Raw genomic sequence first — 25,595 nt, 5'->3', positions numbered from 1 at the left:
CTGCGGGATTTTATTAGAATGAAACATTAATTCCAAATACATACTGTTTTGATTCAGGATATGCCCCCGGTGTCAACTCCGGACTATAAGACAAAAAGTCTGTAAATGTCAGAAGATTGGTTGCTGTAGCATATACTCTTAATTTCTGTAGCTGGAGTTTCTTTATCCAAGTTGTCGGGAAAGTATATCCCAGCTGTAAGGTGCGTAAGCGGATATAAGAAGCATCCTGAATTGCCAGGGAACCATGATAAGTGACATTTGTGTTATGACTAGGTCGTGGAAATTCGTTTGAAGGGTTGAATGGAGTCCAGTAATTCACCTTCACGCCGTTTAGTTTTCCCTGTAAAGAACCACCGCTATTGGATTCGGAGAGATAGCCATTTCTGATTTTACGACCGGACACACCATACCAATCCATATAGAAATCAAAACCTTTCCATTTGAGAGTTGTATTTAGGGAGAGTGTGAAGTCCGGATCTCTGGAGATAGGTGTACGGTCATCTGCATTTATTTTTCCATCGCCATTTACATCCTTTATTTTTACAGATCCCGGAGCAACATTATCTTCGCGTGTCAAGGCTTTATCAGCTATACCATCGCCATCGGTATCAATTGTCGGTTTCAATGTATATTCCAATTTGCCATAAGCATTTCGTTTGATATCGAAATCTTCATACTGATAGATACCGTCCGGTAAATAGTCATAATAAACATGTATAGGTTTACCTACAAACCAACTATTACCCGGTTGGCTCAACGGTTTACCGTTTTCATCGACCTGATTGTCAATCTTTACTATTTCATTAGCATACTGACTGAAATTAGCTCCTAAACTCCATGTGAAATTCTTTGTACGGAAGACGTCGCCGTTGATACTGATATCAATACCATGTGATTTGGTTTCTCCCAAATTATCAAGCATCTGTTCATATCCTAAGACGGAGTTTATTTCACGCTTAACGATCAAGTCTGTCGTTCGGGTATTATAGTATTCAATTGTACCTGACAAACGATTGTTGAAGAAGCCAAAATCAAGACCTATATTGGCTGTGCGTGATTGTTCCCACTTTAAATTAGGGTTTGAAAGCTCTTTTCCTGGAAGATAACCCATGTATGAGTTGTCACCGAATTCATAGCGTTCTTGATCAGTTAAACCAAGTGTTGTATAGTTGCCAATTCCATTTTGGTTACCTACAATGCCATAACTCAAACGAAGTTTTAAATTATCGATCCATGACACATTACGCAGGAAACTCTCTTCGTTTGCACGCCATGCCAGGGCGAGAGAAGGGAATGTACCCCATTTGTTGTTCTTGCCGAAGCGGCTTGAACCATCTCGTCTGATAGCTACATTCATAATGTATCTATCCATAAAGATGTAAGAAGCACGTCCCATGAAAGATACCAAGTTATTTTCAGAGAATGTTCTCGTAGGTGTGCCGGAAAATTGGCCGTTGGATATAAAATCCCAATCCATATCTACAGGTAAGTCACTGGTGGCATATCCCAGTCCTTTCGTTTGAGAATGGTCTACTGACTGTACGGCAGTAAGCGTCAGTTTATGCTGTTGTTTTTTTATCGGAACCTCATAAGTGAAGATGTTTTCTATCAGATAATTTCTCTGTTCGTTATTGGTTAGTTTGGCAGTTGCTCCTCCACCGGGATAATTGACACCTTTCACTTCTCCATCTTCCTGCTGTCTGTTATAGAAAGAAGTATTTAAACGATAATTAAATCCTTTGAAAGGTTTCAATTCCAGGAAGATATTGACACGGTAGCTGTTATTCGTTATTTCGCGTGCATAATTCTGTGCTCTGTAAAGTGGGTTAACATCGTTAGCAGTATCGATATATTTAGTATAACTACCATCTGCATTATATACTTTAGCCAGCGGAGTACGGGTAATGAACTCCGTAAAATTTCCATCTTCACGTTCACTTTTGGATAATGCGTAGGAAGTATTCACTCCGAAACTAGCCCATTTATTCACTTTATAGTCTACATTTAGGCGGAAAGCTGCTTTTTTATATCCCGAGCCGGTCGTTACCATACCGTCTTGATCAAAGTAATTGAGGCCGGCTGAAACACGGAGTTTGTCAGTTCCGCCACGTACGGTTAAATCATGGTTCTGGTAAAGAGCATTCTTCAACATCAGATCTTCCCAGTTGACAAACTCTCCATTCGCCCAGACTTCACTCATTATTTCGTCGCTCAAAGCTTCTGCAACAGAGATTTCGCGGGCGTCAATAATGCCTTTATCGTTTGCCATTGCTTCTCTTCGAAGCATCATATATTCTTGTGGAGAATAAAAATCGAAGTTACGCCATAAAGACTGAATACCTACATAACCGTTATAATTCACTTCCATTTTACCTTGCATACCACGTTTGGTTGTTACAAGAATTACACCGTCGCTGGCCCGTGCACCATAAATGGCTTGAGAAGCTGCATCTTTCAGAATTTCGATAGACTCAATGCTTTCCGCACTTAAGGTACTGAATTCTTCACTACTTGATACTGAACCATCAATAACATACAATGGCGTGTTTTGTGCACTGATAGAACGGTTTCCACGGATGGTGATGGTAGGAGCAGATCCGGGTCTGCCTGATGAACTTGTTACATTAACTCCCGCCACACGTCCACGGAGCATATCTCCCACATTCCCTGCCGGGAAACTTTTCATCTCATCGGTCTTGACGGAAGCAACGGAAGTAGCGATATCGCTTTTCTTTTGATAACCGTAACCCACTACCACGATTTCTTCCAGTAATTTAGAGTCTTCGGACATGGTTACATCGATAACTTTCCGGTTACCTACTTTATGCTCTTGATCTGCATAACCTATATAGGAGAATACAAGTGTGGCATTAGAAGGTACCTCAATAGAATATTTTCCATTCATATCGGTAATCACACCGGTGGTACCTCCTTTCACATGGACATTCACTCCAATCAATGGGCTTTGTGCGTCAGACACAACACCTGTCACTCGTACATTTTGCGCATGTATGCCTACCATAATCATTAGGAAAATAGCCGGCAAGATTAGTTTTAATTGATTGTTTTTCATTTATACATAAGATTTAATTATTGAATAAGCTGAACAAAAGTCTTCAAAAAAAGAAATATAATATAAGAGGATTGTACGAAAAGAGAGTAAAATCATACGGTTACCTGGTTTATGTTACCAAATTGATAATATCGGCTTATGGTTAGACTCTTTTGTATCCAAATAGCAACTTTTACCATTGTCCGAATCATCGCCCAATTGCCGGAGCTCCCTTATCAGTACGAAAGTGATCTCTTTCTGCTTACACTTACGTATCAGTTTAGTAACATCGAGCTGATGATATGAAGCATTTTTATCGACTACGATTTCTCCCGCTACATGTGCGGTGTTCCCTACTTGGGTTATACGCATCTGTTCCCTATCCAGATTAGGAGCGTTATTCCAATTTAAGGACACTTCATTCCAATCGCAGTTGTCTAAGGCATAGACATGGAAACGATATGAATACTTGTCCGACGAATTACCATAAATTTGCAGTAGTGCCGCATTTATATTATCTACTTTGGACAAGTCGAATTTGATGTAGCTGACCTGATTGTGATTAATCTGTGAAGCGTTCATTTCTATACTCATCTTTTTTATTTTGCCAAAGTTCTTTTCGCTATTACTGCCACTTTTTATAGTGGCATCTGCTGTAGCAGTCAAAGTGTAGGGTGTACTTTGGCAAGCGGGGATAGTAAGAAGCATCACACTTTGAGCCGGTAGTTCGAACGATAGTTGTCCGTTTTCAGAAATTTCTTTTGACCACACCACTTCGCCATAGGCATTCGCACTTACTTCTTCGGCAAATACCTTTGTACCGGTGGGGAGGTTTAATGATTTTAAATCCAAAGTCAGTGTGTTTGGCGAGAGTTTACGTTGTACAAGCCATATATAATATCGCATTTCTTTCGGGTTGTAAGAGGTTAATGCATCTACCTCATTATCGGGAACTGATTTCACTGTTTCCAATAGCGGTCGTTCGTCCTTAAAACCTTTTGCAAAAAGCCGGACTACCTGGCCCGTCCGCTGAATACCACTTATATCATAAGATTCCGGGATGTTTTTTACTGATTCTTCATCAAACAATTTTATCTCCCTCACCTTGATACTGCCCTTATCAGTAGCAATAAAACGAATTCTCGAACTTGTCACAGGAGTCTTAAATAGAAAGAAAGATTGCGTATAGCGAGCATTGTTTTCAATAGTTTCTTCAATATCTTTCCAACCTGTGCCCTCCCAATATTGCAACCGGAAATTCTTCACGCGGTCCGGACCTGTGTAGACTCCGTATTCCGAGCCGGTATATACCACGGCCGCACCCAAAGAATAACTCTTTCCCAAATCTATTTCGAGGCATTTCTTTTCGTCTGTATTCACAGATGTCCACATGGAGGCATCAGTCTTGTTGCCGTCGGTGATCACTTTCACTTGTGCAGGATGTGAAGAAGTCAAATCAATGACTTTCTTCCCCAATGCTACGTTATTGTAAGCATCTTCTACGATTCTCTTGCCTTGCCAAATAAAATGATGTCCCGATTTAATACCACGCGGATAGGTGTTGCTGGTTGTGTTGGCAAATTTGAAGGCCCACATACCATACCCCTGGTTAAGAGTATTGTTGGTGTATTCACCTGCCCATTCGGTAAATAGGGAAGGGGAGTCCATCGTCTCGTATTTGTCAATGAGATAGGCATTCATCCAACGCCCGGTTTCAGTATACACTATCGGAAGAGAGCGCTTTAAAGGATGATTGTCTACTATGATCTTCCGTATGTCTGAAACCTTGGATACATATCCTGCTGCCGGAAGATTATAAGAGTGTGTCGAGAATATGTCCAGCAAGTCTCTGTCAGAAGGGAATCCCCGATAATCGATGCGCAGGCTTTTCACAACTTCCGCCCACCAGTTAGCATTGGAGCCTGCTGTGACAGGACTTACAAAACGTGATTTCAGATGCTTCCCATAGAGTTTGTTTACATCCTGTATAGCACAATATATAGCATCTGACACAATTTTCATGGCATCTACATATTGTGTGATTTTCATCGGACCAGAATGTCGGTGATTAGGTTCGTTTTGCATGGCGAACATTGTCACGTCACCCGTTTTGGCTGCGTAAAATGCCAGGGCATAAAAGCGTTGCCATTGTTTCCATTTATTGCTCCATGTATGGTCAAAGTCTGTTGAATTCATCTGTAGGACTACATCTATGTTCAAGCGTTTCAATTCAAGTAAAGCATATTCAAACACCATTGAATTGGTGGAGAATTGTTGCTTACGGCATCTTTCCAGAATCAGTTTCCATTTGATGAAGTTATTTTTTTCCGGACTACTTCGTAATTCATGTTTGTACGCTTCAAACTCTTCTAGTGTATTCAAGTTCTTCTGATAATTTACTGCCTCTTCGGGTACGTAATCATTCATGGATGTCCATACGCGTAAACTGTTTACATTAGAATATTCAAGCCAACCTGAGATGTTGCTACCGGGCATATAATATCCTTGATTGTAAGCTACATATTTCATGGTATTGCCTATTACATCTTTATTGACTGTTACAAGCATGTCTTTAGGAAATTCTTTATGAACTCTATCTGGCAATTCATTCTGTATAACAGGAACAATCATATTTTTCTTTTCTTTGCCATATACTTCAAACTCATTGATGGTAACAGGTTCCCCATCAGTAGAGATTAGTCGAAGCTGGAAAGTAGTGAGTTGTGGGGTAAATGTAAATTCGATTTTATCCAACCGGTTCTCCGTACATTCCGTATTAGGCAAGTCTGTCCAGTTTGCATCGTCCCAATACTGAATTTTGAAGTTCTTCATCGCCCAGAAGCCGGGAGCTTGTCCTTTCTCTTGTTCCGTCTTTTCCGGTTCAGGAATTCCCGTGTAGATAACTATCCTGTCGATATCATAATATTTTTGCAAATTAAGATCCAGAATATGCGGGGTACGAGCGCCTTTGGCACTTGTCCAGGAAGATTTGCGCGAAATAACTCCGTCAGTTACATTGGATGCAGGAAATTCTTTTTGTTGTGAAGAAGCTATTACTGGTTTGTGCAATGCCACATTCACATTATCAGCAGATATACCCACGAAAGGTATAACCATGGCTCCATAAACTAAAACCAAACATTTTCTTAGGTACATAAATCTTTTGTATTTTATGGTATGTATTTATTCTTCAGAGTAACAAGCCTTATAAGCTGCTTCTGCATATTTTCGGTTCCGGATTAACATATACGCCTTCTGTTACTAACCGATACTTGTCTGTACGGAAAGGAAATGCCGGAAAACCTTCTTTATTAAATAAGTTCATATCGGCACTATTCACCCAGAGGTAACGGACATCTACGGGAGTTGTCACCAGATTATTTTTCACCTTTACTTGATTTTTGCCTACGATGATTGCTTCAGCGGGATAGAATTTACCATCTTTACCTGCAACAGTGAAACCTGAAAGTGTTGCTGCATTGTCTTTGCTAACGAGTCCTGTACCGGCATTGGCAAAATCAAGTAACAAAGATCCATCGGCAGTTTTCGTCATCTTCTTGAATTCCGGCCCCTGGCAAACAACTTTTTTACCATAAACTTTTCCTAGTGCTAATTGAGACAACCGCCAGCCTACTGTGTCTTTCACTATGGGATGAATGTCTTTCGGATTACCCTGATCGAAAGCGACAACCATTGCTGTATTTTTTACATGGTGCGAGGTAAGGTATTGCGCTTCACGTAGTTCATACCAATAACGTGTTTTCGTTTCGAATCTGGGTAACTGAATAAAGAGAAACGGAATATCTCCCTGTCCCCAAGCAGTTCTCCATTCATTTATCATGGCAGGAAACAATTTGCGGTATTGCGCTCCGCGGGCTGTGTTTGATTCTCCCTGATAAAAGAGGAAACCTTTCAATGTGTAAGGAATAACAGTGTTTAGCATTGTCTCGGACAATCCTATCGGTCTATGGAAATTCTTTCTTCCCATAGGTTCCACCGGTTTGTCTATATACTTCTTTTGTTCCGCGTTCAACTGGTGATACTCTGCCAGACTTGAAACATAACGGTTGTATAGTTTTTCGTACCCGTCCGACCCGTAAGAATTCACTATACTGTCATAATGCTGTACTATCGGGCGGAAGTCTTTGTCCGACATCAGCAGTGACCTGCTTGTCCAGGCCTCCACCGTGGTTCCTCCTACCGGAATTTGGATGATACCGATAGGAATATTCAACTCTTTATGTATGTTCCTGGAAAAATAATAAGCGATAGCAGAAAACTCCGGTGCTGTCTGCGGTGAACATACCCTCCATGATGCTTTGGACACTTCCTGTTCCGGGTAGAATTTTCTCGGCACTTTATAATAACGTATTTGTGGATAGTCGGCCGAACTAATCTCCTTTTGAGCATCTTTTACTCTGCGCAAAGCGAATTCCATGTTCGACTGACCACCCGCCAACCATACGTCACCTATTAAAACATCTTGAAAACTAACCTTATTATTACCGTTTATAATATCTAATTTATAGGGCCCTCCGGCTTCTCCGGTCTTCAATGTCACTTGCCATTTTCCCTGAATGGCTTTTACTTTCCGAAGCTGCCCTGCAAACCGGACCTCAACCAGTGAACCGTTTTGGGCTTCTCCCCATATCTTTATTATGGCATTTCGCTGCAATACCATGTGGTCCGTAAAGACATCTGCTACCGTAAATCCGTCAGCTGCAAAGGATAGTATTGTTATCAGTGATAAAAAGAAAGAAAATAATATGCGTTTCATAGTTTGCCTGATTATAAATTCATGGGCAAATATCCTGCTTTTGTATATGATAAGATATAAAAATCGTTCTTTTAAGAAGCAACATTGTACGGAAGTTACTTTTGGGTTTGCTTTATTATAGTCTTTAATAATATGGTGCGCCTGTCTCCTTTCAGCGTCACTTTCATCTTGTTTTTCAGATGAGAGATATTCGTTCTGATAATCAACTGTTGTTTGGGTTGGATGATATACTTTTCCCATGTTCCGTCCGTGACCGAAAGACTGATGTTAAGAGGCTCGTCTACCGGATTCTCCAATACAGTAACCATCGTCTTTGCCTTTCGGGGAAGTGCCAGATAAAAGTAACCTTCGCCAACGGTTAAAGATGTATCGACAATGGGGCTACCTCCACGTGAGAAAGTAAATGGAGCCATCGGACGTCTGCCGTATGTGACATATTGCACTCCCGGTTTCGAATTCCAGCCTCCGTAGGAGCCTGCATATTGATATCCATATTCATCAACCTGCACTTTATACTTCGGCAGTTCTTCCTGTCCTTTTGGAATGATAGGAATTGTATTCACCATCAAACCGTTACATGGAGCATTAACTATCCCCCGTTCAGAGGCATAGTCTCCCCAAATAATGGAATCGTTTACGGCTACATACTGTTCATGCTTCTTATTGACAGCCATATACTGAATTATGTTGGAAAGAAGTTTGTCGGCTACAGGATCTACTTCGCAATGGTCTATCAAGTCAAATCCGGATAAAAGGATAGAACCTTTCCCCACAAACAACTCGGATAAAGCTGTACCAGCCAGGGCACGGCTATAGTTGGCGAGAATTGCCACATCCTCTATTGAGGACGATTGCAACTCATAACCCGTATTTACAGGATAGATGGCCGGGAAGCCATTCTTCGACTCATCATAAGAAGTATAGTCAGCCCATAGCCTGAACATACGTGGATTCAATCCACTGAAAATCGGATGATAAGGACGTTCCAGATTGATATTCATGCCATCTTTGTATGCCAGAGACGGTGACAGATAAACCGGATCGTTATTACTATGTTCCAGGAATTTTACTTTTACGGGCAACCAGGATGAGTTGAAAGTGGTTTGATTCTGTTCAAGGCAAATAATGCGACCGCCTTTATTGACATACGCTTTTAATTCTTCGGTTTGTCTGTCAAGGTTATCATCCCACGAATCTTTACCGATGACAAATGTGGAGTGCATAGGGAGTTTTGGCAATGAGGATGCTGTTTTCACGGAATATCCCTTTCTTTGTAAACAGTTTAATGTTTGTTGTTCCGGGGTAGTGTCATATACAAAAACTGTTGTTTCTGTATCAGCCGGGTTGTTCCAATCCTTTCCGGCAATAAATAATTCGCTTTCGTTATATGACACCTTTTTGTCTTTGGAATAAATCTCTCCTTTTAATAGATAATCTCCAGTGGGTAGATTCTGTGGGATATTGATAGTGAGAGGTAATTTATCGGTTCCATAATAAGGGACAAACGGGAATTCATTTTCTCCCGATATTACTATCTTGCCTTCATGCTCAATCCACCAATGCAGGCGGGCATTGCTCAATCCATTACCGTAATCATCGTCATTCACTACGTGTGCCACTACCGATAGCTTCTTTCCTGCATATATTTGTGATTGCCAGTTTTCCCAACTCAATAGTATGGGTTGATAACTAAGTTGATATTGCCTGGCGACCGGTTTGGGCTTCATCTCGGCAAAAGAACTTACTCCGTCCCAATGGTGAAATACAATGGTGAAAGGCATGGTGCCAGCCAGACAATCATTCTGGCTTCTCAAGCGGCGGAATAGCTCCGTCGCATTTTTCAGAACAAATGCCTGATAGGCCATGGCGGCTTCTGCTTGTTCCGCATCAGGCAAATGTCCTGTCCAACACTTTTGAGAACCGGGTTGCTTGGTTCTCGAACAAAGGTTAAAGCGTCCGTCTATACCGGTATAGTTACCCACACATTCTGTGAAGGTAATGGGCTGTACTTTTCCCGGATTTTGCCACATATCCTTGTCGCGCATATTCAGGTAGGTGAGGAAAGAGTTATAGTACCATCCCCAATACCTGTGTACGTCATAGATATCTGCTGATTTCCCTAGACCATAGCCGGCATTACAAATATACAAACGGGTACTATCCCATTTTTTAAGTTCTTGATACATTCGAGTAAGAAAATCCCTGTATAAGTCACCTACCTTTCCTTCGTAGGGCATTTCATTGGATAAAATATAAATTACGACAGAAGGATGGGAGGTAAACGGACCTAAATCTATTTCCTTATAGGTTTTAAGTGATAATTCAAAATCTGTTGGAGGAGCTGTTTTTGTTGCGTGTTTAGGACGACCGTACCGACCGGCGAATATCATCATTCTTTCTTCGTCGCATACATCCATCCAGTTTTGGTTGTCGGGGATACGAATGATATTGATATGAAGGCTTTTCATATATCGCACATAGTCACGTGCAAACTCTTTACTTTGCTCCAGTTGTTCCGGTATGCCGCGTTCCGGTGGGTTTATGGCATTGCCCCGCAGGTAGATTGGTTTGTCGTTTAAATAGAAGACACCGTTATGCATCTCAAATTTTCTGAATCCTATTCTCTTCTGAAAAGTCTGCTTTCCTGCTTTTAGTGTAAGGTCATAAAGTACAGGCGAAACCGGACTCCATAATTTCGGAGTTAATTGATCTGTAGCCAGTATAACTGTCGTATCGGTTTTATGATTAAAGAGATATTCTTTTGAAAAGTTGCATAGTTTCTCTTTATTCTGTGAGCCGACAATGGTGGCATCAAGCAATAAATGTTCACCCGCTTCTGCCGATAAAGTCACTTCTATTTTGACACTATTGTCAGAAGTAATAGGAGTTATTCTTTGAATATCGGCAGCAACCGATAATAATGGGAATAACAGACAAAAAGCACCTAATAGTTTTGTTCTCATAGTATTATTATTGTATTAAAATAGATTATAAATTTATTCCGTGATTCCCTTTTGGAACTGTGCCGGTGTTATCCCGAACAGTTCTCTGAATCGTTTAATGAAATAACTTGGAGAGTTGAAACCTACTTCATAAGCTATTTCCGAAATCGTCTTAGTATCTGACTGAATCAGCAGCATTTGTGCTTTTTTCAACCTGACGTTTAAAATAAAATCATTCGGCGTCTGTCCTGTTATTCCTTTTAGTTTTAGGAATAACTTGGTACGTCCGATATTTAAAGCCTGTGCGAACATATTCACATCAAAATCGGGATTATCGATGTTTTGTTCAATACAGGTCACACATTGTTCCAAAAATTGCTGGTCGGCACCATTGGTTGCCAAAATATCTACATTGTTATCCATTTGTTTAGCATATTTTTTCTGTAACAGCTTTCTGCCGTTCACCAGGTTATTACAACGCATAAACAAATGTTTCACATTAAAAGGTTTAGTGATATAGTCATCTGCGCCCATTTTTAACCCTTGTATAGTAAATTCTTCCGCAGTCTGTGCTGTGAGTAGTATGACAGGTATGTGCGAAGTTTCAAAATTACTTTTTATCATCCGGCACATTTCTATTCCGGACATCTTGGGCATCATGATGTCACTAAGCACAATATCAGGTTGCACTTCTTTGGTTTTTTCAAAACCTTCTTCACCGTCTTGGGCTTCATAAACCGAGTATACTTTGGAGAATAAACGTACTAACAGCTCTCGTAATTCTTCGTTATCTTCGACAATCAGTATTTTACTCGAAGGTTCTTCTGTCCTGTCAGAATTTTCATCCTCCGGTATTTCTTCCGTTATTTTTTCATCATCCATCTTCAGTAATGAAATGCAGTATGAATCAATATCAGGAGTCTCCACTTTTTGTGAAACCGAAATATGGCTGTCTCCCAAAGGTAACTCAACGACAAATGTCGTCCCTTTCCCTTCCCGGCTTCGGGCACCGATTTTTCCTTTATGCGCTTCGATAATACTTTTTGCAAGCGCCAGGCCAATGCCTGTGCCTTTCTGGTTGTCCAGACTGTCTACTTGATAGAAACGGTCGAATATCTTATTCAGATTTTCTTCGGCAATGCCTATTCCCGTATCTGAAATAAGTATCATAACGCTGTTTTCATACTCTTGTACCGATAATGAAACCGTACCTCCCAAAGGTGTATATTTAAAAGCGTTCGACAACAAGTTATAAATAACCTTTTCCAGTTGCACTACATCAAACCATACATCCAGTGAACGATCTTTATTAAAGTATTCGAAAATAATTTGTTTGCCTCTGGCGTATTCCTTGAAAGACAGATAGATTTCCTCCAGAAACGAATAAATATCCTGCTTACTGTATTTAAACTTCTCGAATCCCTGTTCTTGTTTTCTAAAATCAAGAAGTTCGGTAATTAAACGTTTCATACGTAGCGTATTTCTATGTATGCCTACTAATTTGCCGTATACCAACGGTTGAATATCATTTCGTTCCATTAGCATTTCCAACTGACTTACAATCAGAGTAAGCGGAGTACGGAATTCATGTGATATATTGGTGAAAAAGCGGAGTTTTGACTGGTTCAGTTCTTCTATCTGCTTTTTTTCTTTCTTCTCATATTCGAGTGAGGCCCTCAATTTTAATTTGGAAGAATAGAAACTTACTATTATGTATATAGAAATAATTATTATAATGCCATAAAGGCAGTACGCCCATGTTGATTTATAGAAAGGTGGTTTTATCACAATATCTATCTCCTTACAAATACTTTCTCTTCCGGAGTATTCTTCAGAGCTTTTTATTATTAGCTTGTATTTACCCGGATTCAGGTTTGTGTAAGTGATCCCTTTACGATAACCGGCACTCATCCAGTCTTTATCAAACCCTTCCAGTTTATAGTAAATCCGATTTCTTAATACTGATACATAGTTTGATAACGAAAAATTAACTGTGATGATGGAGTGATTATGGTTCAGGGTGATTTGTGGTTGATATAAGATTGACTCGGAAAGGATGCCGGAGCCGTCATTGGGTAGTATGAGTTTATTGTTAACTTCCAATGAAGTAAAGTTCAGCTGATAAGGTTTAACATAAGAATTCAGTTCTTTTTCGAAGAAAGAGATCATCATCTTAGGTCCGGATAGGAATATTTCATTATCATGGGCGACAAACAATCCGTAGGGATTCAATGCTGTCATCGGAAAACCATTTTGTTTGTTATAGTTATAAAACCGTTCGTTTTCCATGTCAAACCGTGAAAAGCCCTGATTACTTGCTATCAAAAGATAACCGGAAAGAGATTCGTTTATATCCAGAATATAATCGTTAATCAAATCTGAATTTTGTGAATTGAACGATTTGAATGTATTCGTTTCAGGTTGGTATAGAAATATCCCGTCTCCGGAAGAACCAGCCCATATATTCCCTTTTTTATCCTCGAAAAGTACGTTTATAAGGTTGCTTCCTATGACTTTTTCGGAAGTGTTGGGAACAAAATATTCATCTCGTTTATGAGTTGCTATATTATATTTTACCAGTCCCAAATAATAGGAAAACCACAAATTGTTATGCTTGTCGAGATGCATATCAATGATTTGCCTGTTGTTGAGTTTGCTATCCGTTAATAGTTTGGTACATTCTCCGGTTTCCGGATTAAATAAACCGATGCCGTTGTGGGTAGCCAGCAGCAAGTTCCCTTTATATGGAATAATCTTCCGGATTATATCATTAATCAATGTGTTCTTTTGGCCGGGAACATGTCTGTAGTTGGTAAACTTCTGTGTTTTCAAGTTTAACTTATCCAATCCTCCTTTTAACGTTCCTATCCATAGTATCTGATTCTTTTCATCCAGATATAAAGCTTGAATTGTATTGGATGCAAGTGAATTACTTTGGTTACTGTGTTTATATTCGATAAAGCTCTTGGTCTTTCTATCGAGATAATTCACTCCTCCGCCTTCTGTTGCAATCCAAATACCACCTTTGGAGTCCTCTTTCATTCTTCCGGCAAAAGGGGATGTCAATTTACCTTTTTGTGATTCATCGGGATAATAGTAGGTGTAGATTTCATAATCGGGATTGAATAGATTGATTCCACCGTAGTAGGTACCTATCCAGAAAGTGCCCTGCTGATCTTTCATCATACAAATGATGGAAGAATTACTTAAGCTGTAAGGCTTGTTGTCTTCGCTGTAATGAGTAATATTGTTGGTGGTATCCAGTTTGTCCAAACCTTTAAAAGTGCCTATCCAATAATTGCCCTGATTGTCTTCAACAATACAACGGATATAATTGCTGGAAAGTCTGTTTTTATAAGGTCCGTCCTTATAGTTGATTTGTACGCCATTTCTGTCCAGACGGAAAAGTCCGTCATCCTTAGTTCCTACCCAAATATTCTTTTTGGAATCTTCATAAATACAGGTTATATCTTTCTCGGGAAGATAATTAAGCCATTTCTTATTACTATCTATTATGTACAAGCCTTTATTCATCGTTCCTACATACAGGTTGCCTTCATGATCTTCAGTGACGCATGATATGCGTACACTGTCCAGGTGGTAATAATACTCTAGTTTATCTTCTTTTCGGTTGTATGTAAACAATGAATCTCTCGTACAAACCCATAACCGGGAGTTACCGTAGTCAATGGCCTGGATATTGTTGTTACGGATAGTATGGAAAATGTTTTTTTTGATATCATATTCTACTACAGCATACTTGCAACGGATATAAATATGACCGTTTTTATCGCCACAGATAGTACCTATATTATTATTGTACAAGCTGTTTTTATCATTCTCTATCGGGCGGAATATATGGAAATCAGTACCGTTGTATCGATTCAGACCATCTTTGGTTCCTATCCAGATAATACCGAATTCATCTTGATAAATAGACGTGACTGTGGGTTGTGAAATGCCATTTTCTACTCCGATCGCTTGGAAGTGTATATTTTGTCCAAACGAAAGAGTAGAAATTAATAATAAAAGAAATGGAATATACTTCTTATACATACAATGGACTCCTTTAATACAAAACAAACTTATGAATTATTTTCGGAGTATACCAAGTAAAACAGCTTGTTTAACTAATGCAATCTTCCTGAAATAATCGGTTGGTAACAAAGGTAGTGTTGGGTAGTCGTTTTTAATATAAGAATAGGACGATTATATATCAATATTGTACGCAATCGGCGAATAATCCTTTTCTATTGATTATATTCCAATTCAGATTATTGTAATATCAAAAAAGAACAGAATTTTGTTTTGCTGACTCAAGAAGGCAACAAGCCTGTCTTCTTGTTCCGATATTCTTTAGGAGATATACCGACATACTGCTTGAAATATTTCCCGAAGAATGATTGTGTGGGGAAGTTGAGTTTGGTTGCTATTTCCTTAATACTTAAATCGGTATTATCGAGCAGATATTTAGCTTCTGTAATGACATTCTGTATAATCCACTGCAAAGCACTGCTCCCTGATTTCTCCTTGATGACAGAAGAAAAATATCGGGCGGACAAGCATTGCTTGTCTGCATAAAAAGTAACATCACGTTCCTGACGATAATATCGATAAAGGGTAATCATGAAATTTTGGAAGATCTTATCCTTTTTATCCTGTGGCAGTGGTGTTTGGGGTTCGTTACTGAAATAAATGTTTAATAACTCATAGCATATCACCTGTCCCCAGGATTTGATTAATTCAGAAATTAAATGTTGTTTCTGACGGGAACTGTTACAGATATTCTCCCTGTTAATTCGTTTTTCTACAGATTTGAGCAAGTTTTCTACAAATGTATATTGCTCTTCAGAGAGCGACAGGCAGGGATTTTCCCGCAAATAAAGCAAGTTTTCCGAGTTGGCTACTTTGTTTACTATCGGTATGATATAATCCAGATCGACCTCTATCATGATTCCTTCCAGGTCTGCGCTTCTTTGGCGTATCTGTAGAAGGTTGGCTGCAGTATATATGAAAAGATTCCTTTTGTTAATCTGATATGGTCTACCTCCCAGCAGGATTTCCGCCTGTCCTTTCTGGCAGAGGAAAAGTCCGCATTGGTTGAATTCGGAAATAATGCATCCTTCTTTCATGGAAGTATCCTCCGGAGATATTATAACATACTTGAATGGCATCAGTGGTTCCATATTCCTTTTTTGTTGAAATGAATTTCTTTACAAAGTAACAAACAAATAAATACAAATAGCAAACTATTTCGGCTTTTTATCTTAGGTAACGTACAAATAGAACAATGTTTCGTCTAAATCAACCTTTCTCCTCATGTTTGCTTGGGATACTTTTGTGGCAACTAACTAATAAGTGAAAATATGAGACGATTGGACTTCTTATTAACAGGATTTTTAGCAGTTCTGTTGACTTCGTGTGGGCAACGTGTACAAAACACAGACAGTAATCCGGCAGTGAAGATTGACACTATACTTTCTGCTGACAAACAAATAGCTTTACAGTTTCCGGGACGGGTGAAAGCAGCACAAGATATAAGTTTGTCTTTCCGGGTGAGTGGTACTATTCAGTATATGCATGTAAATGACGGTGCCTATGTGCGTAAAGGGCAATTATTGGCAGAATTAGATCCGACAGACTATCAGATTCAGCTGGATGCAGCAGAAGCAGAATATCAAAGTGTGAAAGCGGAGGCGGAACGGGTGATGGCACTTTATAAGGAAAATGTGACAACACCGGATGCTAACGATAAGGCCGTGTACGGATTGAGACAGATTACCGCCAAATATAACCATGCTAAAGACCAGTTGGCATACACCCGTTTGTATGCTCCTTTTAGCGGATATGTGCAGAAACGTCTTTTTGATTCCCATGAGACGGTAGCTGCCGGTATGCCCGTCGTTTCCATCATCAGTGAGGGAAGCCCGGAGGTGGAGATTAATCTTCCGGCAGTGGAATATATTCGTCGACAGCAGTTTACCCGCTACTATTGTACATTCGATATTTATCCTCATCAAAGATATGCTTTGGAACTGATTAGTGTCACCCCTAAGGCAAATGCCAATCAGTTGTACACCATGCGGCTTCAACTGAAAAAAGAAGATAAACAGGCAGTTCCATCGCCCGGCATGAATACAATGGTAACTATCGAATGTAGTGAAGGAGATGTGCGTAACCTGTTGGTTCCCAGCGGAGCGATCCTTCGTGAGAACGGACGTACGAGTATTTTTCTTTATGATGCTTCCAGTCACGCTATTCGCCGTTGTGATGTGACAGTAACCCGTCTGCTTAGCGACGGCAGATGCCTGATTACTTCAGACGGAGCGAATCCCGGTGATTTGGTTGTCGCTTCGGGGGTGCATCATGTAAAAGAGGGAGAACAGGTGGAACCGCTTCTTCCGGCTGCTGAAACCAATGTGGGAGGACTGCTATGATTGATATTAGTAAATGGGCATTTGAGAACAAGAAGTTAATCTACTTCCTGATTGCCGTACTGATTGTAGGAGGAGCTTATTCCAGTTATGAAATGAGTAAACTGGAAGACCCAGAAATAACGGTAAAGCTTGCCATGGTAGTCACCACCTATCCCGGTGCGTCTGCGCATCAGGTAGAATTAGAGGTGACGGATGTACTGGAGAAGAATATTCGCTCCATGGGGAATATAGATAATGTGGAAAGTTATTCCTACAACGATCTCTCCCTGATTCAGGTAGAACTGAAAACGACTGTCAAAGAGACGGACGTAGAACAATGCTGGGATCTGTTGCGTCGTAAAGTGGCGAACGCACAGGCAGAACTTCCCGAAGGTGCCAGTCCTTCTATTGTAAAAGATGATTTTGGAAATGTTTACGGAATGTTTTTCGCTTTGACGGGTGACGGACTTTCCGATAGGGAACTGTCTGATTATTCAGAACTGGTGAAACGTGAAGTCAGCGAACTGGATGGGGTGGAACGCGTCGACTTATACGGTAAACGTCCCGAATGTATTAATATCTCTCTTTTGCAAGACCGGATGGCTAACTTGGGTGTGAAACCCGCCGAAGTGCTAGCCACATTGAACGGACAGAACCAAACGACTTATACTGGTTACTATGATAATGGCGATAATCGTATCCGGGTGACAGTCAGTGACAAGTTTAAGACGGTGGAGGATATCGGTCGTATGCTGATTCAGGGACATGATGCCGATCAGTTGCGGTTGAGTGATATAGCCCGTATTGAGAAAGATTATGAAGATCCTACCCGCAACGAATTGTTTTATGACCGTCAGCGTGCGATAGGAATAATGGTGGCCGCTTCTTCGGATGCCGACATTATCAAAGTGGGGCATCAAGTGGAAAAGAAATTGGAGCAACTGAAAGTCGAACGCCTTCCAGCAGGAGTAGAGTGTCATAAAGTTTTCTATCAGCCGGAACGCGTAGGCAGTTCGTTGGGGACGTTCATTCTTAATCTGATAGAATCTGTGATTATCGTAGTCGTTATCCTGATGATCGCTATGGGGTTCAAGAGTGGGGTGATTATCGGTATCAGCCTGGTAGTGACGGTATTCGGTTCCTTCCTGTTCCTTTATTTTATGGATGGTACGATGCAGCGTGTTTCATTGGCTTCGTTTGTGCTTGCGATGGGGATGCTGGTGGATAACGCAATTGTTATCATCGATGGTATTTTGGTAGATTTGAAAGCCGGAAAGAGCCGGATGGAAGCAATGACTGCTATCGGACGGCAGACAGCGATGCCTCTGCTGGGAGCTACTCTGATTGCCATCATTGCTTTTCTTCCTATCTTTATGTCGCCTGATACGGCAGGCGTCTATACGCGCGATTTGTTTATCGTACTCGCTGTTTCCCTGTTGCTTAGCTGGGTGCTGGCTTTGGTGCACGTCCCGTTGATGGCTGACCGGATTTTGCATCCGGAAATCTCTGCGGCAACTACTGCTGCCGGAAAACGTGTGTATGAAGGAAAGATTTATGCTGTGCTCCGTTCATTATTGAAATTCAGTCTGGCACATCGTTGGAGTTTTGTGTTTACAATGATTGCTTTGGTATTGCTTTCGGCTTTCAGTTATCGGTTTATGAAGCAGGGCTTTTTCCCGGATATGGTCTACGATCAGCTTTACATGGAATATAAATTGCCGGAAGGGACTAACTCCACTCGTGTAGCACATGACTTGGAAGAAATCGAAGTTTACCTGAAAAAGCGTCCGGAAGTTACACACGTCACTACTTCTATCGGTGGTACACCTGCCCGTTATAACTTGGTGCGTAACGTAGCCAATCCTTCCTTATCTTACGGTGAACTGATTATCGACTTCACCTCTCCGGACGATTTGGTGGATAACATGGCGGAAATTCAACAATATCTTTCACAACATTATCCGGATGCTTACGTAAAGATGAACCGCTACAATCTGATGTTCAAAAAATATCCTATTGAAGCGCAATTTACCGGTCCTGATCCTGCTGTTTTGCATCAGTTGGCAGACAGTGCCCGCAAGATTATGGAGAATTGCCCGGATGTTTACCTGATTACCACGGACTGGGAACCGCAAATTCCGGTACTGACTATTGAATATGACCAGCCTGCGGCACGTGCTATCGGATTGAGCCGTAATGATGTAAGCCTATCTCTACTGACCGCTACCAGCGGCATCCCTATCGGGTCTTTCTACGAAGGTATTCACAAAGATAATATCTACTTGCGTTGCCTGGACGAACACGGAAATCCGATTGAAAACCTGGACAATACGCAGATATTCTCGTCTCTTCCTTCTCTGAACGGTTTGCTGACACAGGAAATGATGATGAAACTGAAGACAGGAACACTATCAAAAGAAGAACTGGTGGAAACGTTGATGGGAACAACTCCGTTAAAACAAATCAGTAAGCGGATTGATGTGAAGTGGGAAGATCCGGTGGTTCCCCGTTATAACGGGCAGCGTAGCCAACGGGTGCAATGTTCTCCTGTTCCGGGGGTAGAAACGGAGAAGGCGCGGCAATCCATTGCCACGCAGATTGAACAGATTCCGCTGCCTGACGGATATCGGCTTCAATGGCAAGGCGAGAGGAACGCCAGCACAAAGTCTATGCAATATCTGTTCAAGAATTTCCCGTTTGCTATCATTCTGATGATATCCATTCTAATCATGCTGTTCAAAGATTACCGGAAACCGGTTATCATCTTCTGTACTATTCCGCTGGTATTTGTCGGTGTTGTTGCTGTAATGCTGCTTACCGGGAAGACATTCAACTTTGTGGCTATCGTCGGTACATTGGGGTTGATCGGTATGATTATTAAGAACGGTATTGTCTTGATGGATGAGATCACTTTGCAAATTAATCAGGGAGTAGAACCTGTGACGGCATTGATAGACAGTTCGCAAAGTCGTCTCCGTCCCGTGATGATGGCTTCGCTGACTACGATTTTGGGAATGATTCCATTGTTGCCGGATGCCATGTTTGGTTCGTTGGCGGCTTCTATCATGGGTGGGTTGCTGTTCGGCACGTTGATAACGTTGCTTTTTATCCCGATTTTGTATGCATTATTCTTTCATATAAAAAAGACAGACAAATGAAAAAAGAAATTCTTGTAGCCATTAGTGTAGCGGGTGTATTGTTCGGCCTGTCGGTTTCTCTTGCCGCGCAAGAAAAACTAAGTCTGGCGCAATGCCGTGAAATGGCACTGAAATATAATAAGGATATGGCTGCCGCTAATAAGCAGACGGAAGCAGTCCGATTGATGTCTCTTAGTTATAAAGCCAATTTCTTCCCTAATTTTACAGCCAACGGAACGGGTATTTATAGCACAGCGGATGGAAGTCTCGGAGTTCCGGGAGGAAACCTTCCGGTTTTCCTGCCCAATCCTGCTACCGGAGAACTGGTATCGAGCGGTTTCGCTTATTTTCCCGGATTGAATCTGGATTATAAGGTCGGAACTGTTTACTCGGGCGGTATACAAGTGGAGCAACCTCTTTATATGGGAGGAAAAATCCGTGCCGCCTATAAAATGTCACTACTGGGAAAAGAAATGGCACACTTGAACGAAGCCTTAACTACTTCGGAAGTTATTCTGAATACAGATAAAGCATACGTGCAGTTAGTGAAAGCCAAGGAAATGAGAAAAGTGGCGGAAAAATATCATAACTTACTAACGGAACTTTTCAAAAATGTGAAGAGTGCTCACCGACATGGCATGAAACCGCAAAATGATGTACTGAAAGTGCAGGTGAAGCTCAACGAGAGTGAACTTTCTTTGCGAAAGGCTGATAACGCCCTCCGTCTTGCGGGTATGAATCTCTGTCATTACATCGGACGCCCTTTGACAGCACAGATTGATATATCTGATGATTTTCCGGAAGTGGAGCAGGAATGGAAAGTGCAGGTTTCTGATATTACCGCCCGTCCCGAATATGGAATCTTGAACAAACAAATAGCCATTGCCGAGCAGGAAGTAAAGCTGAATCGTAGTGAACTATTGCCGCGTATCGGCGTCAGAGGTAGTTATGATTATCTTCACGGATTGGAAGTCAATGATGAAACTTTGATGAAAAAGGGTGCTTTTTCCGTATTCCTGAATGTCTCTGTCCCTCTGTTTCATTTTGGCGAACGTACCAATAAAGTAAAGTCTGCCAAAGTGAAGTTGGAACAAGCTCGTCTTGAACAGGAAAATGTCAATGAAAAGATGTTGCTGGAGTTGATGCAAGCTGCCAATAATCTGGATGAGGCCCGGTTGGAAACGGAGCTTTCCGAACGTTCGCTGGAACAGGCAGAGGAGAATATGAAAGTCAGTGGTAAGCAATATGAAGTGGGACTGGAAACTCTTTCGGATTATCTGGAAGCACAAGTGCTTTGGCAGCAGGCTTATCAGACGAAAGTGGATGCCCATTTCCAATTGTATGTGAATTATGTGGCTTATTTGAAAGCGGCGGGACAACTGCAATGATAAAACCAGTATTCTGGCATCCTTATGGAATGTCCAGAATACTGGTGATGATTTGTACCTGCCGGGGAGTAAACGTTCGTGTACGCGGATGATAACCTGTGGCAGTCAATAACCGGAGCAGTTCTTTATTTATTTTAATCCATTTGGTGAATATGCGTATGGCGCAACGGGGTGTAATGTTCGGATTGTACATACAAGCCAATTCCTTTTTCTTATAAGTTTTAATGCGAAACGGAATTTCTTCCTCTTCTGATGGCAATTCTTTCATGTTGATATTTTAATGTTTTAAGATGTGGTAAAGATACAAAATAAAAAAGGCGTTGTCAAGTCTTTTACAGGAATACTTTGGGAAACAGTATCCGCCCGTAGGCGGTACTGTTTTCCTGCTTTTAAAGGCTGATGATTAATCTTATGCTGCCGGGTCCGGTGCTTCTCCTTTGCCGTCATCCGGGTTTGGATTCGGGTTGGGGTCCGGTTGTTCCGGGCTGATGGAACCATCATCGGAAGCTACCGCTTTTTGAACACTGACTTTACTTAGCATCTCTTTGAATTTGTAGCCCGGAGTGAAAATGATTTTCACTCTGCGTATCGTATCGCTATCTACCTCTTTTTCAGTATCCTGACTTTCGCAATTCATACCAGGACGGAAGCATCCGAAATCTCCTAATTGAACAGAGATGCCTTTTCTAAGGTTGAGATTTAATGTATCGATCAAAGCATCGAGTACAAATTTTACCGCTCCACTGGGAACCATTCCTACTTTAGTGATTTCCTCGCACAAATCTCTGAAATCCACCGTATTGGTGATTACATTTTGTGCTACATACTTTTCAGCTTTAGTTTTATCAAAACCGAATGTTCTTTTTTTAATGACGTATCTAAGTGCCATAGTTTTTTGTTTTTTAAATTAATTACTTTACTTATCAATTCTCTTTGTGATCACGATGCAAAGATACTATGGGCACTTTCCGGGGAGGTGCTTTAACGGTCCTAGATGTACGTACTTTGATTCACTTTTATTTATTTTGTTTGTATGATTCTGATTTATAGATCCTTATATATTCTGCTTTAATAGCCATTTCCAAATAGGGAATATTTCAATCAGTTTCACGATACTCAAATGTTCTTGATAATCATAAAATATGCCGAAAAACGATGAACGTTGTAAGAATAAACACTATATTTGTACATATTACATTAAGATAATAGAGGTATAGCTATGCTACATTCAAGCCAATCAGCCCCCGTTGTTGATGGCAAAGTCATGGAGTTTGTGATTTTTGCCATTGAGAGTGCCGCCCAGAAGTTGGGTATTCCGGCTCCTACTCTCTATAACCGTTTGGAAAAACTGAATCTTATCCGTCAATACCTGATAAGTGGATATGACATGCTTCACACCCAGAGTCGTGAGTACATAGCCGATACGTTGGTAGAAGCTCTTGAAAACTGGGAAGCCCATTATAAAGAAAAAGGAGAATCTGTATGAAGGTCTATCATGGTAGTACGCAGGCCGTAGAGTATCCTTTGGTCGGTGTCGGACGCGAAAACCTCGACTTTGGTAAAGGATTCTCAATCAACGTCTCATTGACGAGTGTCTCTCTTTCAAAGAATATATAACAATAAAATAACCTGCGTTTATGATAGATGTATTAGTATGGAATAAATACACTCGTGTGGTGATGCAATTAGCGGAGCGTTTGAATATTTCTCCCGAAAAAGCATTGCACTTGTTCTATAATAGTAAGGTATATGCATTGCTTCTTAATAAACAATATCCGCTTATAACGTTGAGTGATGCCTACATCACTGATGAAATCATACTTGAGTTACAACAGCAATAATCTTGTTGTGGCTCTTAATTCTGTGTTCCAAGAGTTTATACCTTTATATATACAGTCAACTTTCCAACCCCTTCTTTCCGTATTATTCCGTCAGTGATAAAGGAATTTAATTCTTCAATAGCTACTTTTTTATTTCGTCCTGTCAGATGGCTATAATCTGTCCGGCTGATGAATAGGTGATTTTTCAAATATGTGTTGAGGCGCTCGCGACACGTCTCACGGGAGATACTATTTTTCTTAGGGCGTGTGATAGATTCTCCTCGTTGCAGCCTCATTTTGTTGCCTACTTCTTTCTTGAATGGACGACTTGCGCGGAAATTAATATTTTTCATTTGGACAGACGCTGCCCGAATTTCTTTTTTATCTTTAACCGGCGGACATTGCAACGATGTAGAGAAGAATCCGAAGTTTCCCATTTCTACATTCCAGCCGTCGGCTAGTAAATCCCGTGCTTCATTGGCAAAGGCTTCCATGGCTCCTGCCAATAAACTTCTGCTGATACCGGTGAATTTGTGGACACGATCCAGAAACTCTTCTTTATCTACGGTTCCTTTGGAGACAATACGGGCATGTAGCGGTTGTTTCTCTCCGTCAGGTGACGGTGGATTTTCAAATAAGTCATATAAAGCACTCATATTCTATTATTAATGGATTAATTACTACTATTAATTCGTTCTACCAAGGTTATTCTTTAGTTCTACCTTGGTTATCGTTTGGTTCGACCATGGTATTTGTTTAGTTCTACCTAGGTGGAACGAATTGTTATTTGCTACAAAAGTAGGTAGTTTATGTAAGAGAGAGGTGCTTTAATTGTAGAGTGGTTTCTTATTTGAATAAGATAACTTCGTTATAACTTGCACTTCCTGATTTATTCAATTACTTTTGTAGCGTATAAACCCAAAGAAAGGAGTTGTATAAGTATGGCAAGATCAATTAAGGAAACTCCGATACTTTTCGGAGAAGATGCTCGGCGATTTGAAGAACGGATGAAAGAGAAGCGTAGTGAAACGCCGGAGCAGCGGGAAAAAAGGTTGAAAGACTATGAACTGGCAATGAAAATCTTTAAAAAATAAAATACGAACCTTTTCTTTATCGGGAAGCTTTGTTAGCTGTAAGTAATGTACTTGAAAATAAAACGGGTTGTCGCTTTTTAACTGTAGATGCGTATGCAGCAGCTGTTCCTTTTTATGAGAAAAATGGGTTTATTCCTTTGAATAATGAAGATGTGGATTCTGCTACACGTTTGCTTTATTTTGACTTGAATGATATTGTGCTCTAGATTAGAGCAGCTTTATTAAATATTTTGTTTTGTATACGAGACAAAATGGTGTGCCCCTTATTTTATATACGAAACAAAAAACTTATTGAAACCTGCCTTTTTTTATATACATACGTTTTAATTATACAATCATCATTCGTTTTCTTTCCTAAACATTTATACCTCTCTCTTGTTATTTTCCGAAAAGTATTTGTACCTTTGTCATTGGAACGTAGTATGCCTTTGTGGTATGCGATTGTGCGTTTCCTCGGTGAACAGGAAATCGTAGCGGATTTTTTTTCAGACACCGGGAGACGCCTGTACTTCTATGACTTCTCATAGGGTACGGGCTGTCTGCCCGTGTCTGAAAGGTAGCCGCTACTACCTCCTGTTTGCGGGATTGTGGCAGCTCCGTACTCTTTTATAATAAAAGGTACGGAACTAGTTGATATTATTAATCTAGTTCCGTTTTTTTATGTCAAATTGGCTCACAACAAAACAGATGTCTGAAAGACGCGACATTCAAGAAGCTATGGCTCAGTTGTAATTCTTGGGGGATTAAGTTTAGTCAATTCCCTTCATGCATATACCTTTGCTAGCCTAAAAAGGAAGAAGCTCATATCCACTACTCCTCTAAATGATGCCCTAAATGCTTTGATTTTAGCATTAAATGCTTCCGCTGCTGCATTTGTACTCCTGTTCACAAAGAAGTTCAGAATCCTTTCATAATGATTCTCAATAGAGTTTGCTACTGTTGTGAATGTATCGTATCCATATTCTTCAA

General features: G+C 40.6%; 18 protein-coding genes. 8 read left to right on the top strand and 10 right to left on the bottom strand.

Annotated elements, in window-relative coordinates; genetic code table 11:
- Positions 1-13: 13 nt before the first annotated feature.
- The 6 genes from HMPREF0106_RS23200 to HMPREF0106_RS23225 form a co-directional block, all read right to left on the bottom strand.
- On the bottom strand, positions 14-3,073 hold the full coding sequence (locus HMPREF0106_RS23200; RefSeq protein ID WP_009038793.1) for a SusC/RagA family TonB-linked outer membrane protein: 3,060 nt from the start codon (positions 3,071-3,073) through the stop codon (positions 14-16).
- Positions 3,074-3,187: 114 nt separating this feature from the next.
- Positions 3,188-6,208, bottom strand: a complete 3,021-nt coding sequence (locus HMPREF0106_RS23205) for a DNRLRE domain-containing protein (RefSeq protein WP_009038792.1) — start codon at positions 6,206-6,208, stop codon at positions 3,188-3,190.
- 49 nt (positions 6,209-6,257) lie between these two features.
- Positions 6,258-7,829 (bottom strand): sialate O-acetylesterase, encoded by a 1,572-nt coding sequence (locus HMPREF0106_RS23210; RefSeq protein WP_032850948.1) that lies wholly within the window; start codon positions 7,827-7,829, stop codon positions 6,258-6,260.
- Between the two features lie 95 nt (positions 7,830-7,924).
- Positions 7,925-10,792 (bottom strand): glycoside hydrolase family 2 TIM barrel-domain containing protein, encoded by a 2,868-nt coding sequence (locus HMPREF0106_RS23215; RefSeq protein WP_009038790.1) that lies wholly within the window; start codon positions 10,790-10,792, stop codon positions 7,925-7,927.
- A 33-nt stretch (positions 10,793-10,825) separates the two neighbouring features.
- Positions 10,826-14,827 carry a two-component regulator propeller domain-containing protein gene (locus tag HMPREF0106_RS23220; protein ID WP_032850947.1) on the bottom strand — a complete coding sequence of 1,334 codons (4,002 nt, stop codon included), beginning with the start codon at positions 14,825-14,827 and terminating at the stop codon, positions 10,826-10,828.
- 260 nt (positions 14,828-15,087) lie between these two features.
- Positions 15,088-15,957 carry an AraC family transcriptional regulator gene (locus HMPREF0106_RS23225; RefSeq protein WP_009038788.1) on the bottom strand — a complete coding sequence of 290 codons (870 nt, stop codon included), beginning with the start codon at positions 15,955-15,957 and terminating at the stop codon, positions 15,088-15,090.
- 180 nt (positions 15,958-16,137) lie between these two features.
- On the opposite strand from HMPREF0106_RS23225, the gene HMPREF0106_RS23230 reads away from it, so the two are divergent.
- From HMPREF0106_RS23230 to HMPREF0106_RS23240, 3 genes are read left to right on the top strand one after another with little or no spacing between them, the layout of a single operon-like run.
- Positions 16,138-17,208 carry an efflux RND transporter periplasmic adaptor subunit gene (locus HMPREF0106_RS23230; RefSeq protein WP_009038787.1) on the top strand — a complete coding sequence of 357 codons (1,071 nt, stop codon included), beginning with the start codon at positions 16,138-16,140 and terminating at the stop codon, positions 17,206-17,208.
- The gene (locus tag HMPREF0106_RS23235; protein ID WP_009038786.1) at positions 17,205-20,345 is read left to right on the top strand and encodes an efflux RND transporter permease subunit; all 3,141 of its coding nucleotides are present in this window, start codon (positions 17,205-17,207) and stop codon (positions 20,343-20,345) included. The genes HMPREF0106_RS23230 and HMPREF0106_RS23235 overlap by 4 nt, the downstream gene beginning before the upstream one ends.
- Positions 20,342-21,712 (top strand): TolC family protein, encoded by a 1,371-nt coding sequence (locus HMPREF0106_RS23240; RefSeq protein ID WP_009038785.1) that lies wholly within the window; start codon positions 20,342-20,344, stop codon positions 21,710-21,712. The genes HMPREF0106_RS23235 and HMPREF0106_RS23240 overlap by 4 nt, the downstream gene beginning before the upstream one ends.
- 22 nt (positions 21,713-21,734) lie before the next feature.
- Here the strand turns inward: HMPREF0106_RS23240 and HMPREF0106_RS23245 are convergent, their stop codons facing one another.
- On the bottom strand, positions 21,735-21,980 hold the full coding sequence (locus tag HMPREF0106_RS23245; RefSeq protein ID WP_004299385.1) for a DUF4248 domain-containing protein: 246 nt from the start codon (positions 21,978-21,980) through the stop codon (positions 21,735-21,737).
- A 141-nt stretch (positions 21,981-22,121) separates the two neighbouring features.
- Complete coding sequence (locus HMPREF0106_RS23250) at positions 22,122-22,601, bottom strand: HU family DNA-binding protein (protein ID WP_004313515.1); 480 nt, start codon at positions 22,599-22,601, stop codon at positions 22,122-22,124.
- A 330-nt stretch (positions 22,602-22,931) separates the two neighbouring features.
- On the opposite strand from HMPREF0106_RS23250, the gene HMPREF0106_RS23255 reads away from it, so the two are divergent.
- From HMPREF0106_RS23255 to HMPREF0106_RS23260, 3 genes are read left to right on the top strand one after another with little or no spacing between them, the layout of a single operon-like run.
- Positions 22,932-23,198 (top strand): DUF3791 domain-containing protein, encoded by a 267-nt coding sequence (locus HMPREF0106_RS23255; protein WP_004299387.1) that lies wholly within the window; start codon positions 22,932-22,934, stop codon positions 23,196-23,198.
- Positions 23,195-23,329: a DUF3990 domain-containing protein gene (locus HMPREF0106_RS25530; protein ID WP_004326183.1), complete on the top strand. Its 135-nt coding sequence runs from the start codon at positions 23,195-23,197 to the stop codon at positions 23,327-23,329. The genes HMPREF0106_RS23255 and HMPREF0106_RS25530 overlap by 4 nt, the downstream gene beginning before the upstream one ends.
- Positions 23,330-23,349: 20 nt before the next feature.
- Complete coding sequence (locus HMPREF0106_RS23260; RefSeq protein ID WP_004299389.1) at positions 23,350-23,553, top strand: DUF3791 domain-containing protein; 204 nt, start codon at positions 23,350-23,352, stop codon at positions 23,551-23,553.
- Positions 23,554-23,588: 35 nt separating this feature from the next.
- Here the strand turns inward: HMPREF0106_RS23260 and HMPREF0106_RS23265 are convergent, their stop codons facing one another.
- Complete coding sequence (locus HMPREF0106_RS23265) at positions 23,589-24,188, bottom strand: DsbA family protein (protein WP_009038784.1); 600 nt, start codon at positions 24,186-24,188, stop codon at positions 23,589-23,591.
- 285 nt (positions 24,189-24,473) lie between these two features.
- Here HMPREF0106_RS23265 and HMPREF0106_RS25525 point away from each other — a divergent pair, with 285 nt between their 5' ends.
- Both HMPREF0106_RS25525 and HMPREF0106_RS27315 read left to right on the top strand, forming a co-directional pair.
- On the top strand, positions 24,474-24,626 hold the full coding sequence (locus tag HMPREF0106_RS25525) for a hypothetical protein (protein ID WP_009038783.1): 153 nt from the start codon (positions 24,474-24,476) through the stop codon (positions 24,624-24,626).
- 29 nt (positions 24,627-24,655) lie between these two features.
- Positions 24,656-24,832: a GNAT family N-acetyltransferase gene (locus HMPREF0106_RS27315; RefSeq protein WP_009038782.1), complete on the top strand. Its 177-nt coding sequence runs from the start codon at positions 24,656-24,658 to the stop codon at positions 24,830-24,832.
- 557 nt (positions 24,833-25,389) lie between these two features.
- Here HMPREF0106_RS27315 and HMPREF0106_RS25515 read toward each other — a convergent pair.
- Positions 25,390-25,595 (bottom strand): transposase (locus HMPREF0106_RS25515; RefSeq protein ID WP_009038781.1); only part of this gene is annotated, 206 nt, incomplete at its 5' end.

This window comes from Bacteroides sp. D22 (assembly GCF_000163675.1).
Classification (GTDB): domain Bacteria; phylum Bacteroidota; class Bacteroidia; order Bacteroidales; family Bacteroidaceae; genus Bacteroides; species Bacteroides xylanisolvens.
Note: the sequence above shows the minus strand (reverse complement) of the source record. Positions and strands in the feature narration are given on the sequence as shown.